Annotated in this window: 18 protein-coding genes and 1 pseudogene; 6 read left to right on the forward strand and 13 right to left on the reverse strand. The window is 72.7% G+C overall.

Annotated elements, in window-relative coordinates; translation table 11 throughout:
• Nucleotides 1-125: 125 nt before the first annotated feature.
• Complete coding sequence (locus ACSU53_RS04280; RefSeq protein ID WP_437024826.1) at nucleotides 126-275, reverse strand: hypothetical protein; 150 nt, start codon at nucleotides 273-275, stop codon at nucleotides 126-128.
• Nucleotides 276-476: 201 nt separating this feature from the next.
• Between ACSU53_RS04280 and ACSU53_RS04285 the strand changes: the two genes are divergently transcribed.
• From ACSU53_RS04285 to ACSU53_RS04295, 3 genes are all read left to right on the forward strand, one after another.
• Entirely contained in the window at nucleotides 477-869 is a 393-nt protein-coding gene (locus ACSU53_RS04285) for a DUF2795 domain-containing protein (RefSeq protein ID WP_437024827.1), read from the forward strand.
• Between the two features lie 84 nt (nucleotides 870-953).
• Entirely contained in the window at nucleotides 954-1,382 is a 429-nt protein-coding gene (locus tag ACSU53_RS04290; protein ID WP_437024828.1) for a CBS domain-containing protein, read from the forward strand.
• Between the two features lie 80 nt (nucleotides 1,383-1,462).
• Nucleotides 1,463-2,014, forward strand: a complete 552-nt coding sequence (locus ACSU53_RS04295; RefSeq protein ID WP_437024829.1) for a type 1 glutamine amidotransferase domain-containing protein — start codon at nucleotides 1,463-1,465, stop codon at nucleotides 2,012-2,014.
• 376 nt (nucleotides 2,015-2,390) lie between these two features.
• Here the strand turns inward: ACSU53_RS04295 and ACSU53_RS04300 are convergent, their stop codons facing one another.
• Nucleotides 2,391-2,678 carry a DUF6158 family protein gene (locus tag ACSU53_RS04300; RefSeq protein WP_437024830.1) on the reverse strand — a complete coding sequence of 96 codons (288 nt, stop codon included), beginning with the start codon at nucleotides 2,676-2,678 and terminating at the stop codon, nucleotides 2,391-2,393.
• Nucleotides 2,679-2,739: 61 nt separating this feature from the next.
• Here ACSU53_RS04300 and ACSU53_RS04305 point away from each other — a divergent pair, with 61 nt between their 5' ends.
• Nucleotides 2,740-3,936, forward strand: coding sequence for a Vms1/Ankzf1 family peptidyl-tRNA hydrolase (locus tag ACSU53_RS04305; RefSeq protein WP_437024831.1), 1,197 nt, complete (start codon nucleotides 2,740-2,742; stop codon nucleotides 3,934-3,936).
• 163 nt (nucleotides 3,937-4,099) lie between these two features.
• On the opposite strand, the gene ACSU53_RS04310 is transcribed toward ACSU53_RS04305, so the two are convergent.
• Nucleotides 4,100-5,719: an ABC-F family ATP-binding cassette domain-containing protein gene (locus ACSU53_RS04310; RefSeq protein ID WP_437024832.1), complete on the reverse strand. Its 1,620-nt coding sequence runs from the start codon at nucleotides 5,717-5,719 to the stop codon at nucleotides 4,100-4,102.
• A 366-nt stretch (nucleotides 5,720-6,085) separates the two neighbouring features.
• Between ACSU53_RS04310 and ACSU53_RS04315 the strand changes: the two genes are divergently transcribed.
• Nucleotides 6,086-6,916 (forward strand): methyltransferase domain-containing protein, encoded by an 831-nt coding sequence (locus ACSU53_RS04315; RefSeq protein WP_437024833.1) that lies wholly within the window; start codon nucleotides 6,086-6,088, stop codon nucleotides 6,914-6,916.
• A gap of 46 nt (nucleotides 6,917-6,962) precedes the next feature.
• Nucleotides 6,963-7,133, forward strand: coding sequence for a hydrophobic protein (locus tag ACSU53_RS04320; RefSeq protein ID WP_164338052.1), 171 nt, complete (start codon nucleotides 6,963-6,965; stop codon nucleotides 7,131-7,133).
• Between the two features lie 26 nt (nucleotides 7,134-7,159).
• Here the strand turns inward: ACSU53_RS04320 and ACSU53_RS04325 are convergent, their stop codons facing one another.
• The 10 genes and pseudogenes from ACSU53_RS04325 to ACSU53_RS04370 form a co-directional block, all read right to left on the reverse strand.
• Nucleotides 7,160-7,423, reverse strand: coding sequence for a gas vesicle protein K (locus tag ACSU53_RS04325; RefSeq protein ID WP_437033024.1), 264 nt, complete (start codon nucleotides 7,421-7,423; stop codon nucleotides 7,160-7,162).
• Nucleotides 7,424-7,482: 59 nt separating this feature from the next.
• On the reverse strand, nucleotides 7,483-7,671 hold the full coding sequence (locus ACSU53_RS04330) for a gas vesicle protein (RefSeq protein ID WP_164338050.1): 189 nt from the start codon (nucleotides 7,669-7,671) through the stop codon (nucleotides 7,483-7,485).
• Complete coding sequence (locus ACSU53_RS04335) at nucleotides 7,668-8,444, reverse strand: GvpL/GvpF family gas vesicle protein (protein ID WP_437024834.1); 777 nt, start codon at nucleotides 8,442-8,444, stop codon at nucleotides 7,668-7,670. The genes ACSU53_RS04330 and ACSU53_RS04335 overlap by 4 nt, the downstream gene beginning before the upstream one ends.
• Nucleotides 8,441-8,779, reverse strand: a complete 339-nt coding sequence (locus ACSU53_RS04340; RefSeq protein WP_437024835.1) for a gas vesicle protein — start codon at nucleotides 8,777-8,779, stop codon at nucleotides 8,441-8,443. The genes ACSU53_RS04335 and ACSU53_RS04340 overlap by 4 nt, the downstream gene beginning before the upstream one ends.
• Nucleotides 8,776-10,059 carry an SRPBCC family protein gene (locus tag ACSU53_RS04345; RefSeq protein WP_437024836.1) on the reverse strand — a complete coding sequence of 428 codons (1,284 nt, stop codon included), beginning with the start codon at nucleotides 10,057-10,059 and terminating at the stop codon, nucleotides 8,776-8,778. Before ACSU53_RS04345 ends, ACSU53_RS04340 begins: the two co-directional genes overlap by 4 nt.
• Nucleotides 10,056-10,694, reverse strand: a complete 639-nt coding sequence (locus ACSU53_RS04350; protein WP_437024837.1) for a DNA primase — start codon at nucleotides 10,692-10,694, stop codon at nucleotides 10,056-10,058. Before ACSU53_RS04350 ends, ACSU53_RS04345 begins: the two co-directional genes overlap by 4 nt.
• Nucleotides 10,691-10,957, reverse strand: a complete 267-nt coding sequence (locus ACSU53_RS04355; RefSeq protein WP_437024838.1) for a gas vesicle protein GvpG — start codon at nucleotides 10,955-10,957, stop codon at nucleotides 10,691-10,693. The genes ACSU53_RS04350 and ACSU53_RS04355 overlap by 4 nt, the downstream gene beginning before the upstream one ends.
• 4 nt (nucleotides 10,958-10,961) lie before the next feature.
• Nucleotides 10,962-11,735: a GvpL/GvpF family gas vesicle protein gene (locus tag ACSU53_RS04360; protein ID WP_437024839.1), complete on the reverse strand. Its 774-nt coding sequence runs from the start codon at nucleotides 11,733-11,735 to the stop codon at nucleotides 10,962-10,964.
• A complete protein-coding gene (locus tag ACSU53_RS04365) occupies nucleotides 11,732-12,160 on the reverse strand; it encodes a gas vesicle structural protein GvpA (RefSeq protein ID WP_437024840.1) in 429 nt (142 codons plus the stop codon). The genes ACSU53_RS04360 and ACSU53_RS04365 overlap by 4 nt, the downstream gene beginning before the upstream one ends.
• A gap of 53 nt (nucleotides 12,161-12,213) precedes the next feature.
• Nucleotides 12,214-12,585, reverse strand: a pseudogene (locus ACSU53_RS04370) (gas vesicle protein); the annotation flags it as partial.
• Nucleotides 12,586-12,637 lie beyond the last annotated feature (52 nt).

Consider the following 12,637-nt stretch of genomic DNA (forward strand, 5'->3'; position numbering starts at 1 on the left):
CCTGTCCGAAGCACTGTGAGTGCGCCTGCCCGTCCCCGTCCCCGGCAAACCCCAGCGACGCCGAAACCCTGTGACGGGCTCGCCGGCGTCGTGTTCCCGTCCGCGGCCGGGCGCGGGCCGGCGGGTCAGGGTTTGAGGGCCGCGGCGGTCGCCGCGTCCGGATCCGGAACGGCGTCGGGATCGGCCTCGCGCGGCAGCACGAGGTCCTCGTAACGCCCCATCATCAGGAGCATGCCGAGCATGAGCACCGGTATGAGCACGGCGAGCACCGCCATGGCCAGTCCTTCCAGAAGGCTCGTGGGGGGCCGTGGTGCCGGGTCACCGCCACCGCCGGGCGCAAACCGGGGGGCGTCGGATCCGCACGTCCCGCTCCCTCCGCCGCCGCCCGGGATGTGCCGATCCGCCGCCCGGAACACGGTGTCGGCCTCCGCCCGGCGGGTACGCGGTGCGGACCCCCGAAGGAGCTGGAGGGAGACATGCAGCGAGGCAGTGACCGGCTCAGCGTCCACCGCGACGACGAGATGAAGCACGAACTGCAGGGGCTGCTCCGCTCGGGTCACCCGACCCGGGCCGAGGAGTGGCACGACCCGGAGCCGTCCGCCGAGGACGACCCGGAGGTCGCGTACGGCCCGGTGACACCGAGCCGGGCGCCCACGTCGATGGAGTCGGTGCGGCTGGAGCTGGCCAGGATCCTGGGGCGGGGGTCGTTCCCCGCGGGTCCGCGGGAGCTGATGCGCGCCCTGACCCGGCGGCACGCCCCCGACGCCCTGGTCGAGGCGCTGGAACGCCTGCCGCGGCAGGCCCGGTACGCCAACGTCCAGGAGCTGGCCGAGGCGCTGACCCGGTCACCGGAGACGGAGAACGCCTAGCGGCCGGTGTTCCGGGGCACGGCGGCCGGCCGGACCGGCCCGCGGTGTCCCGGAACGCCGGGGATGCGGAGGAGAAACCCCGTCATGACGCAGTACGTCAAGGACGTGATGACCCCGGGTGTCGTCGCCGTGCGCCCGGACGCCTCGATCGCGGAGGCCGCGCAGCTCATGCGCACCCAGGACATCGGCGACGTGGTGGTGGCCGACGGCGAACGGATCGTCGGCGTGCTCACCGACCGGGACATCACGGTCCGGGCGGTCGCCGACGGGCGGCATCCGCAGGCGGTGAGTGCCGCGTCGGTGTGCACCCCGGACCCGTTGATCCTGGCCCCCGACGACCCGGTGTCCACGGCCGCCCGGCTGATGCGCGACCAGGCCGTACGGCGGATCCCGGTCGTGGAGGACGGGCTTCCGGTGGGGGTGGTGAGCCTGGGCGACCTCGCCGAGGCCCGCGACCCCGAGTCCGCGCTCGCCGGCATCAGCCGCCGCGCCGAACCCGACGAGCGGGCGTGACCGCGTGACGGGCACGCGGGTGGCCGGCGACGCACGGACCGGTGAACGAGAGAACACGTGAGGAAGGACGTAGGAACACGATGCGTATCGCATTTCTGACCGCGCCCGAGGGCGTGGAGCAGGTCGAACTGACCGAGCCGTGGCAGGCCGCGGTGGACGCCGGGCACGAGCCCGTGCTGGTGTCCACGCAGTCCGGCCGCATCCAGGCGTTCAACCACCTCGACAAGGCGGACACGTTCCCCGTGCAGGAGGTGGTCGGCGAGACGTCGGCGGACTCCTTCGGCGGCCTGGTGCTGCCGGGCGGGGTGGCCAACCCCGACTTCCTGCGCATGGACGACAAGGCCGTCGCCTTCGTCCGGGACTTCTTCGAGCAGGGCCGCCCGGTGGCGGCGATCTGTCACGCTCCCTGGACCCTGATCGAGGCGGACGTGGTGCGCGGCAGGGTGCTCACCAGCTGGCCGAGCCTGCAGACGGATCTGCGCAACGCGGGCGCCACGTGGGTGGACGAGCAGGTGAAGGTGTGCGACCACGCACCCGCCAAGCTGGTGACCAGCCGCAAGCCGGACGACCTGAAGGCGTTCTGCGAGACCTACATCGAGGTCTTCGCGCGCGAGACTCAGGCGGCCGCCTGAGTCCGCGCGAGGACGCGCCCGCGCGGCCAGGACCCCGTCGGGTCCGGGCCGGGTCCGGGCACCCGCCCCGACGGGCGGCGGCCGGTCGCGGTGGGCACAGCCCTTGGCCGAGGGGCCCGTTCGTGAGCGGGCCCCTCGGTCATGTCCCGCAGGGTGCCCGGGCGGGCGGGACTGCCCGGGAAGGCGGAACGGGAGGGTGGGACGGGACGGGAACGTGAGTCCCGCCGGCACCCTGACCCGCAGGAGGGCCGGTCCCCGCCCGGCCCGGGAGTCGGCCGGCCCGGAACCCGCCCGGCCCGGAAGTCGGGCCCGGCGTGCGGGGGCGGGCCTCACCGGCCCTCGCGCGCCCTGCCTCAGCGGCTCGGCCGCGGGGCCGTCAGGTACCCGGGGTCGACGGGGCCGCCGCGTCCGAGCCGGTGCGTTCCCGCGCGCCCTCACGGGTGCGGCCCGGAGCCACCGGACGGCGCGGATTGCGGCGCAGGTACTCGCCCTCCAGCTGGGCCATGCGTTCGTTGTGCGTGCGCAGGGCGTCGTCGGATCCGTACAGCAGGGTGTCGTGACGCGTGCGGTGGATCGTCTCCAGCTCCTTCATGAGCTGCTGGTCGTCCAGGCGGTCGGGCTCGATACCGGTCATGGGGGTGCCCCGCTCGTCGTGTTCGTCCATGGTGTCCGGGTACCCGCCCGGCAGCACGAGCACTACCCCGAGCGGTTTCCGGGAGGAACCCATGGATCTCGCGTTTCTGCACCCACTCTACGAACGTCCCGGCCCCTGGGCCTCCGTGTACGTCGACACCTCCCGGCACACGGAGGACGCGGCGCACCAGCGGCACCTGACGGCCCGGGCGATGGCCCGGGACCTGGCCGAGCAGGGTGCGGACGAGGCCACGTGCCGTGCCGTGCTGGAAGCCGTGGACGGCGCCCCGCGCTTTTCCGGACCGGACGGCCGGGTGCTGTTCGCCCGGGACGGCGAGGTGGTGCTGGAGGCACCGCTCGCCCGGCCCCCGCAGGGCGGGGACTGGGCCGGGTGGACGGCCCTGCCGCGGGTCGCGCCGCTGCTGGAGCTGGCCGGCGAGGACCCCGTGGCGGTGGTGGCCTACGTCGACCGCAAGGGCGCGGACTTCGAACTGCGCAGTGTCCTCGGCCGGGACGACGCCGGCGGGGTCACCGGACGCCAGTGGCCGGTGCACCGGACCGCCACCGCCGACTGGTCGGAGCGGCACTTCCAGCTGCGGGTGGAGAACACCTGGGAGCACAACGCGGCGGAGATCGCCGACGCGCTGGCCGTGTGCCAGGAGGAGAGCGGCGCCGACCTGCTGATCCTGGTGGGGGACGACCGTGAGCGGCGGGCGGTGCGCGAACGGCTGCCGCAGCGGCTGCACGGCATGGTGGCGGAGGCGTCGCACGGCAGCGGGAGCCGGCTGCTGGACGACGACGTGGAACGGCTGCGCACCGCGCACGTGCGGGAGCGGGAGACGGCGGAGCTGGAACGGTTCCTGGCCGCGCGGGCCCCGGACGACGAGGGGCGGGCGGCGGCCGTCGAAGGCGTCCCGGCCCTGGTGGAGGCGGCGCGCGAGCACCGCATCGACGAACTGCTGATCCGTCCCGACGCGCCGGACGGGCGCCGCGAGGTGTGGATCGGGGAGGACCCGGACCAGGTCGCGGTGCGCCGCACGGAGCTGAAGGTCCTGGGCGAGCAGCAGTCCTGGGCGGCCCGGGCCGACGACGCGCTGATCCGGTCGGCCGCCATGTCGGACGCCTCCGCGCTGGTCGTGGGCGCGGACCTGGACCGGGACCCGAGCGGGGACCTCGACACCGACCGGGACGCCGGCCGCGGCGACGGCGAGGACGGCCGGCCGACGGCCGACCCGTCGTCCACGGACGCGCCGGTGGGCGGACTGGGGGCCCTGCTGCGCTGGAAGTGAGCGACGGCCCCGGCGGAACCGGCAACGCCCGGCGGGACCGGCCGCGGCGGGACCGGTGAGAAGGGGAGGAGCCCCCACGGCGTCGACCGTGGGGGCTCCTCCATGTCGCGCCCCTGTCGTGCCCGTGCCGTGTCGTGCCGTGTCGTGTCGTGCGGCGGCTTCCTCAGCGGACGCGTTCCACCCGGCGTTCGTCCCAGACGGGCTCCGGCGTCTCCCTGACCCGGCCGTCGCTGCCGAAGACCAGGAAGCGGTCGAAGGAGCGGGCGAACCACCGGTCGTGGGTGACGGCGAGGACCGTGCCCTCGAACGCCTCCAGTCCCTCCTGGAGCGCCTCGGCCGACTCCAGGTCGAGGTTGTCGGTCGGCTCGTCCAGGAGCAGTGCGGTGACACCCTGGAGTTCCAGCAGGAGGATCTGGAAGCGGGCCTGCTGCCCGCCGGAGAGCCGGTCGAAGGTCTGCTCGGCCTGGCCGGTGAGTTCGTAGCGGCGCAGGCGGGACATGGCGGCTCCGCGGTCCTGCGCGTGCTCCTTCCACAGGATGTCCAGCAGCGTGCGGCCCTCCAGTTCGGGATGCGCGTGCGTCTGGGCGAAGTGGCCGGGAACGACGCGGGCACCGAGCCGCCAGTCACCGGTGTGCCGGACCTCGTCCCCGGCGAGCAGGCGCAGGAAGTGCGACTTGCCGGATCCGTTGGAGCCCAGCACCGCGACCCGCTCGCCGTAGAAGACCTCCAGGTCGAAGGGCTGCATCAGACCGGTCAGTTCGAGCCGTTCGCAGGTCACCGCGCGGACACCGGTCCGGCCTCCCTTGAGGCGCATGGTGATGTCCTGCTCGCGGGGCGGCTCCGGGGGCGGCCCCGCCTCCTCGAACTTGCGCAGCCTGGTCTGTGCCGCCTGGTACCGGGAGGCCATGTCGGGACTGATGGAGGCGGCCTGACGGAGGTTCAGCACCAGCTTCTTCAGCTGGGCGTGCTTCTCGTCCCAGCGCCTGCGCAGTTCCTCGAAGCGGGCGAAGCGTTCCCGGCGGGCCTGGTGGTAGGTGGCGAAGCCGCCGCCGTGCACCCAGGCGTCGGCGCCGGTGGGGCTCGGCTCCAGCGACACGAGGCGCTGGGCGGTGCGGGCGAGGAGTTCGCGGTCGTGGGACACGAACAGCACGGTCTTGCGGGTCTCCTCGAGCCGCTCCTCCAGCCAGCGCTTGCCCGGCACGTCGAGGTAGTTGTCGGGCTCGTCGAGGAGCAGCACCTGGTCGGTGCCGCGCAGCAGGGCCTCCAGCACGAGACGCTTCTGCTCACCGCCGGAGAGGGTGCGCACCTGGCGCCACTGGGCGCGGTCGTACGGCATGCCCAGGGCGGCCGTGGTGCAGATGTCCCACAGGGTCTCCGCCTCGTAGCCGCGGGCCTCGGCCCAGTCGGCGAGCGCCTGGGCGTAGTCGAGCTGCGCGGCCTCGTCGTCGACGGTCATGAGGGCGTGCTCGGCCCGGTCGACGGCGCGCGCCGCCTCGCGGATCCGGGGGGCGGCGACCGAGACGAGGAGGTCACGGACCGTGCTCTCGTCCCGCACGGAGCCGACGAACTGGCGCATGACGCCGAGCCCGCCGGAGACGGTGACGGACCCGCCGTGCGGCTTCAGCTCACCGGCCAGCAGGCGCAGCAGGGTCGTCTTGCCCGCTCCGTTCGGGCCCACGAGGGCCATGACGGCGCCCTCCCCCACTCGGAAGGAGACGTCGCCGAGGAGCGGCCTCCCGTCGGGGAGGTAGTACTCCAGGTGTGCGGCTTCCAGGTGACCCATGGAAGGCGATTGTCCGGGGAGCGCGGGCGGGGGGCAAACGCTTTACGGGCCGGTGGCACCGGTCGGCACGAGGGACCGGTCGGCATGGTGGCACCGGTCGGCACGAGGGACCGGTCGGCATGGTGGGACCGGTCAGGACGAGGAACGGGTCGGCACGAGGGGGCCCGCCGCACCCACATGACCGCGACCGCGAGCCGGCGGAACGAACGATCGTCCACATCCCAAGACAACTGTCTCAGCATGCGGCTGACGGGCGTACGGTGGTGAGCACCGCGGGACCCCCGCGCGGGCGCGGACCACGGCCTACGGACGGGGCCCGACGAGCTTGCCGTTCCCGGCAGCTCCCACCGGAAGGGGAGGAGCACGATGTCCGTACAGCGGGCCAGTGCCGACCGTGCCGTCTACACGCACGGGCACCACGAGTCGGTCCTCAGGTCGCACACCTGGCGCACGGCGGAGAACTCGGCGGCGTACCTGCTGGGCGCGCTGCGGCCCGGCATGCGGGTCCTGGACGTGGGCTGCGGCCCCGGCACCATCACCGCGGACCTGGCGGAGCGGGTCCCCGGCGGGCACGTCACGGGTCTGGACCGGGCGCCCGGGATCCTGGCGCAGGCACGGGCCACGGCCGGCGAACGGGGGCTGACGAACGTCGGTTTCGCCGTGGGAGACGTGCACGCCCTGGGCTTCCCCGACGGCGCCTTCGACGTGGTGCACGCGCACCAGGTGCTGCAGCACGTCGGTGACCCGGTCGGGGCGCTGCACGAGATGCGGCGGGTGACGCGGCCCGGCGGGCTGATCGCCGTACGGGACTCCGACTACGCCGCGATGACCTGGTACCCGTCCTCCCCCGGCCTGGACGACTGGCTGGACCTGTACCCGCGGGTGGCCCGCGCCAACGGGGGCGAACCCGACGCGGGACGGCGGCTGAGGTCCTGGGCGCTCGCGGCCGGGCTGACCGACGTGACCGCCACCTCGTCCACCTGGACCTTCTCGACGGCGGACGAGCGCGCGTGGTGGAGCGGACTGTGGGCGGAGCGCACCGTGGCGTCGTCGTACGCCGGGCGGGCGGTCGACGGCGGTTTCACCACCCGCGCCGGTCTGCGGGCGGTGGCGGACGCCTGGCGGGAGTGGGGAGCGCGGGACGACGGATGGTTCGCCGTGCTGCACGGCGAAATTCTCTGCCGCCGGGAAGCCTGAAATCAGAATTCGCGGCAATCAGAGTTGTCAGGAGGTTGATGACACTATGGTTCCGATTCTGCTCGTTCTTCTGCTGGCCCTCATCCTTTTCGGTGCGGGATTCGCGGTCAAGGCTCTTTGGTGGATAGCGGTGGCGGTGCTGGTCGTATGGCTGCTGGGATTCGTGATGCGCAGCACGACGGCGGGCGGGGGCAGGGGCCGCTGGTACCGGTGGTGAGACACCGCTGAACGGGCCCCGGGACCTCATTCCCGGGGCAGCAGCGGTCCGAGCGGCCCGAGGTCCAGATTCAGGTCCTCGGGCCGCAGTCCGTAGCGCTCGCGCAGTTCCGTCATGCGCTCCTCGAGCAGCATCAGGGTGAGCCCGACGCGCTCCTCCTGCTCCTCGGTCAGGTCCCCCGCGTCGAAGCGGCGCAGGGCCTGGCGTTCCATGAGCTGACGCAGCAGTTCCACGACCGTGAGCACCAGTTTGACCAGGTCACGCTCGACCGTGTCGGGCTCCAGGTCCATGTGGTGGCGGTGGCCGCGGTGCGACCGGCGGCCGTGGTGGTCCTCGTGCGGTCCCGGGGTCACCGCAACTCCTCGAAGGGGGACGGGACGTTCTCGTTGACGGAGCTGATGAGGGCGTTCAGGTCGATGCGCACGAGATCGACGTCGGCGATGCGCAGGGTGATGTCGCCGGTGATGACGACGCCGCCGGCCAGCAGCCGGTCGAGCAGGTCCACCAGGGCGATCTCCCGGTGTTCGACGACGGTCACGGCCCCTCCCCGACGGCGGACTCCTCACCGGCGAACGAATAGGCGGCCCACGGCCCGGTGAGTTCCACTCGAATTCCGGGCATACCGTCCTTCACCCGTTCCACCCTTTCGACGAACGCCTCGGAATCCGCCCGCGGGACCAGATAGGCCGCGTTGAGCACATTCCGTCCGGAGGCGCCGGACAGGGTGGAATTCTGGGGTGCGAGCAGCCGGGAATCCTCGGCGTGGTCCCCCAGCGTCTCGTGGAGCCGGGCGGCGAAGGTCTCGGCCTTCCGCCACACGTCCTCGCGCGACCGGGTCTGCGCGCGGCGCTGCCGGAGGTAGTCGCGGCCGGACGCGGGCTTCACCGCGGGCGCCGCCGTCGCCGGCGGGGGTTCCTCCTCCACGTACACCTTCACGCCCCACTCCACGCGGCCCGCGAGCCGGTCCAGGGTGCGCAGGAATCCCTCCTCGCGCGTCTCCAGCATCGTGCGGACGCCGCTGTCGTCCCGGAACACGGTTCCGAGACGCAGCGGCAGCGGCGTGGTGACGGTCGTCAGCGCGTCGATGACGCCCTGGTGGGCGCGGGCGACGGCGGTGAGCCAGTCCAGGTCCTCCAGGTGCGCGTGCAGCGGCTCCTCGGCGAAGTCCGCCTCCGGCACGTGACTGACCACGGCCACCAGGTCGCGGTGGCCCAGCAGCCGGGGCGGCGCACCGGCCACCCCGGTCAGCTGGGCCTGGAGCGGAGTGCCGAAGGGGCGGCAGACGGCGTAGACGTACCGCAGTCCGGTCACGGGGCCTCCTCCTGGGAGCGCCGGGGCTCCAGTTCCTCGAGCCGGGCCAGACGTTCACGCAACTCGGCGTTCTCCCGGGCCAGTTCGTCCCGCCGTGCGCGCGAGGACAGGGCCGGGTCGGACTCCCACCAGTCGATGCCCATCTCCTTCGCCTTGTCGACGGAGGCCACGATGAGGCGCAGCTTGATGGTGAGCAGTTCGATGTCGAGCAGATTGATGCGGATGTCGCCCGCGATGACGATCCCCTTGTCGAGCACCCTTTCCAGGATGTCGGCCAGATTGGCACCGCTGCCCTGGCCGGCGTACGGCTCGGGTACCCGACGGGGGGTGGTCATCGCCGGCTCCCGCCCTCGGCGTCCTCGTACTCGTCCTCGTCCTCGTAGGCCTCGGCGTCCTGCTCGGGCTCGTCCGCCTCCTCGTAGTCGTCCTCACCCTCCTCCGGCTCGTCGTCGTACTCGGCCTCTCCGGCGTCGTCGTACTCGTCGTCCGGCTCGTCGTCCTCGGGCTCCTCGTCGGACCGGGGCTCCCCGTCCCGTGCGGGCTCCTCGTCGGGCTCGTCGTACTCGTCGTCCGGGGCTTCGTCGGACTCGTCGTCCGGGGCCTCGTCGTACTCGTCGGCCTCGTCGGACTCGTCGCGCGCGTCCGTGCCGTCCCGCGGCTCCTCCTCGCCGTCGGTCCCGTCACCGGCCTCGCCCTCGGGGGTGCCGTCCCGTTCCTGCTCCTCCCGCTCCTCCTCCTCGATCGCGTCCTCGTGGCTGCGGACGACCTCGCCGTCGCGGATCTCACCGCGCCAGCTGTCCTCCGCCTCGCCCTTGATGGTGATGAAGCGCGCGAAGTTCTTCAGGTCGAGCCGGGCCCGGCGGCCCTGGGCGCGCCAGATGTTGCCGGTCTTCTCGAAGAACCCCGAGGGGTAGTACTCGATGACCAGCAGCACGCGGGTGAGGTTCTCGGCGAGGTGGTGGAAGGAGACGACGCCCTTCGTGGTGCCCTTGGCGCCCTCGGAGGTCCAGGCGATGCGGTCGTCGGGGACCTGCTCGGTGGTCTGGGCCTTCCAGCTGCGGTTGGACCACCAGACCTTGGCCTGCCAGTCGGAGGTGGTGTCGTCGGACTTGTTGGCGCTCTTGACGCCCTTGGCGAAGGTGCTGAAGTCCTGGTACTGCGTCCACTGGTCATAGGCGGTGCGCACCGGCACCCCGATGTCGATCTGCTCGATGATGACGGTGGGCTTCTTGCCGGCGGAGCGCTTGCGCTTGCTCTTCCCTCCGCCACCGCCCAGACCCTTCAGTGCACCCATGACGTTGTCCTTGGCGCGGGAGGCGCCCACCTCGACGGCGCTGCGCAGGGGGCTCTTGCCCTCGGCGATCTTCCGGCCCCCGTCGAGTGCGAGCTGTGCGAAGCCGGGGCTGTTGCCCTCGGCGATGTCGTTCAGCTTGTTGGTGGTCTCCCCGAGCTTGCGGCCGACTCCGGTCAGCAGGCGGGTGGCCTGCGCCGCGAGGTACTCCTGCACCTCGGCCTTGAGGCGGTCGGCGGCCTCGCTGTGCGCGACGTCGGCGAGCGGGTTCTGCTTCGTCCCCTCGCGCGCGGTGTCGGTGGCCGAGCCGAGTGTGTCGCTCATTCCTCACCGCCTCCCTTCCGTGCCCGGGAGCCGGCGCCGCGCGTGGCGGCCGTCGTCTTCTTGGCGGCGGTCTTCTTGGCGGCCTTCTTGGCCGGCGCGGCCTTCTTCGCGGGCGCCTTCTTCGCCGGTGCCTTCTTCGCCGCCTTCCTGGCGGTCCCCTTGCCGGCTTCCTTCGCCGCCCGGCGGGGCTCGCGGTCCGGTTCCCCGGTGTCCTCGCCCGTGTCCTCGGCGTCGTCGCGGTCCTCGGGCTCGTCGTCCCGCTCGTCCCGCTCGTCGCGCTCTTCGGCCTCGTCGTCACGGTCCCGGTCCGTGGCGCCGCCGCCCGCCAGCTGGTCGCGCATCTGCGCGGTCCGGCCGTGCAGCCGGTCGGCGAGGGAGTCGAGCTGCCGCTCGATCATCGCGCCGGAGGCCGCCTTGCCGACGCCCCGCAGGTCGCCGCGGAGCTGGTCCCCGAGCTCCTTGAACTGCGGGTTGTCCCGCAGCTGCTGGGAGACGAGGTCCGCGACCATACGCGGACTGAGGTTCAGTTTCTTCCCCGCGACGAGGCCGCCGACGGCGAGCGCCATCTTCAGCTTCTTCGTCCGGCCGAGGAGATAGCCGGCCCCGATCGCGAGGCCGAGTCCCGTTCGATTCATTGTGGTGCCGTCCCGTCCCCTGTACCCGCGCCTGCGCGCGTTGCGGTCTCCAGCCGGTCCAGAAGTTCGTCCTCCTGTCGGTCGAACTCCTCCTCGGTGATCTCTCCGGCCTCCAACTGCTCTTCCAGCCGCGCCAGTTCGGCACGGATCGTGGCAGGGTCGTAGTAGATGCGCTCCGCCTCCCGGAGCACCTGCCGGATGGCCCAGCCGCTGCCGCGCACCGGGGCGAACGGCAGCAGCAGGACCTCCGAGATCAGACCCATGACGTCACCCCGCTCCGGCGTCCGCCCCGCCCGCCGTGGTGGCCGCCGGTTCGGCCGGACCGGGCTCCACGAAGCTGTACGGCGGGAGCGGACCGTTGAGCCGCACCTCCAGGTGGGGCATGTCCTTGCGGACCTGCTCCACGGCGGCCAGGAAGTCCTCGGCCGAGTCCCGCTTCACCAGGAAGGAGACGTTGGCGAGCCAGCCCGAGGACTCGGGCCCCACGCTGACCGCGTCCGCGGCCGGCTCCAGGGCCTGCTGCACGGCGGCGCCGTCCTCGGCCTCCTGCGCCTGCACCGCCTGGGCGACCATCTCCCCGAGGTGGATCTTGTCCTCGTAACTGCCGCCGCCGGCCTGACGGTTAGCCTCCGCGAGGGCGCGGATCTCGGGGTTGCCGGCCATCACGTGGTGCAGCACGGCCTCCTCGACGTGATTGGCCTTGACGTTGTACTCGACGCATCCGTCGAGGGCCCGCAGGCGCTCCTCGTAGTGGCCGGCGCGCTCGGCGAGCACCGCCGTCACCGCGTCGTCGTCCTCGGCGACCGAGCCGAAGCGCATCGGCAGGACGCAGCCGGCGGCACCGGTCTCGCTGAGCACGTTCTGGTGCGCGAGCAGCTCCCGCCGCTTGGGGCGCAGCCCGTCGGGGGCGTCGCTGACGACCGCCGTCAGACCGCCCACGGTCAGCAGCCGGACGGGGCGCGGCGGGTCTCCGACACCGCCCATGCCCTCGGGCAGCCCGGGGTGCGAGCTCGACGTGATGCCGTAGACGTAGGTGCTCACTGCTCCTCCTTCCGGCGCGAGGAGGTGCTCTTACGGGCCCGCGGGCGGGACTCGCTCTCCTTCTCCGACTCGCCGCGCGCCTGCTGGAACGCGTCCGAGATGGTTTCGGCGGCGCCGGACAGCGCCCCCTTGGACTTGCCCCGGGCGCCCGATTCCGTCATCTCGCCGACCAGGTCGGGCAGACCCGGGTCCTTGCGCGGCCCGGCCTCCAGGTCGAGCCGGTTGCACGCCTCGGCGAAGCGGAGGTAGGTGTCCACACTGGCGACGACGACCCGTACGTCGATCTTGAGGATCTCGATGCCGACCAGGGACACGCGCACGAATGCGTCGATGACGAGCCCCCTGTCCAGGACGAGCTCAAGGACGTCGTAGAGGCCGCTGCTGCCGCCTCCGCCGCCGGATTGCTGTGCCGGTACGACTGTCATTTCCGGCCGTTCCTCCTCGTGGTAAGTGGGTGTGTCGGGGCCTCGGCGGCGCCTCAGCGGCCGCCCTTGCGCGCGTCGGACCGCCCTCGCTCGTAGCGCCGCACGCGCCGGTAACCGGTGAGCAGACCCTCCGGGTCCAGCTCCACCTGGTAGCTCGCCATCAGGCTCATCGTGTCGGGCACGCGCTCCAGTTCGAGCACTTCGATCTCCAGGGCCCAGCCCTCCTCCGTGCGCTCGAAGGACGACACGGACTCGGCCTCCCGGCCGGTGAGTTCCGCCAGCTGCTCGCGCGCCTGGCGCAGCACTTCCATCGGACTCATCCGCCGGGTCGTCGTCGTGCCGGACTCGGCCGGCTCGCGGGACGGACCCGATTCGCCCGACTCTCCGGACTGCCGTCGTGCCGTCGACGTCCCGGTCTTCCGGGTTCTGCTCGGGGCACCGGCCTTCTTCCGGGGCTGCCGCTTCTCCTGCCCCTCT

It is taken from the genome of Streptomyces sp. enrichment culture, from assembly GCF_964273255.1.
Lineage (GTDB): Bacteria > Actinomycetota > Actinomycetes > Streptomycetales > Streptomycetaceae > Streptomyces.

Excerpts from the sequence above, each read along its gene's own strand:
- ACSU53_RS04280 (WP_437024826.1), bottom strand. The coding sequence starts at position 275 with ATGGCGGTGCTCGCCGTGCTCATACCGGTGCTCATGCTCGGCATGCTC.
- ACSU53_RS04320 (WP_164338052.1), top strand. The coding sequence starts at position 6,963 with ATGGTTCCGATTCTGCTCGTTCTTCTGCTGGCCCTCATCCTTTTCGGT.
- ACSU53_RS04290 (WP_437024828.1), top strand. The coding sequence starts at position 954 with ATGACGCAGTACGTCAAGGACGTGATGACCCCGGGTGTCGTCGCCGTG.
- ACSU53_RS04355 (WP_437024838.1), bottom strand. The coding sequence starts at position 10,957 with ATGGGTCTGATCTCGGAGGTCCTGCTGCTGCCGTTCGCCCCGGTGCGC.
- ACSU53_RS04350 (WP_437024837.1), bottom strand. The coding sequence starts at position 10,694 with ATGAATCGAACGGGACTCGGCCTCGCGATCGGGGCCGGCTATCTCCTC.
- ACSU53_RS04305 (WP_437024831.1), top strand. The coding sequence starts at position 2,740 with ATGGATCTCGCGTTTCTGCACCCACTCTACGAACGTCCCGGCCCCTGG.
- ACSU53_RS04365 (WP_437024840.1), bottom strand. The coding sequence starts at position 12,160 with ATGACAGTCGTACCGGCACAGCAATCCGGCGGCGGAGGCGGCAGCAGC.
- ACSU53_RS04310 (WP_437024832.1), bottom strand. The coding sequence starts at position 5,719 with ATGGGTCACCTGGAAGCCGCACACCTGGAGTACTACCTCCCCGACGGG.
- ACSU53_RS04325 (WP_437033024.1), bottom strand. The coding sequence starts at position 7,423 with ATGGACCTGGAGCCCGACACGGTCGAGCGTGACCTGGTCAAACTGGTG.
- ACSU53_RS04295 (WP_437024829.1), top strand. The coding sequence starts at position 1,463 with ATGCGTATCGCATTTCTGACCGCGCCCGAGGGCGTGGAGCAGGTCGAA.
- ACSU53_RS04340 (WP_437024835.1), bottom strand. The coding sequence starts at position 8,779 with ATGACCACCCCCCGTCGGGTACCCGAGCCGTACGCCGGCCAGGGCAGC.
- ACSU53_RS04300 (WP_437024830.1), bottom strand. The coding sequence starts at position 2,678 with ATGGACGAACACGACGAGCGGGGCACCCCCATGACCGGTATCGAGCCC.
- ACSU53_RS04285 (WP_437024827.1), top strand. The coding sequence starts at position 477 with ATGCAGCGAGGCAGTGACCGGCTCAGCGTCCACCGCGACGACGAGATG.
- ACSU53_RS04345 (WP_437024836.1), bottom strand. The coding sequence starts at position 10,059 with ATGAGCGACACACTCGGCTCGGCCACCGACACCGCGCGCGAGGGGACG.
- ACSU53_RS04315 (WP_437024833.1), top strand. The coding sequence starts at position 6,086 with ATGTCCGTACAGCGGGCCAGTGCCGACCGTGCCGTCTACACGCACGGG.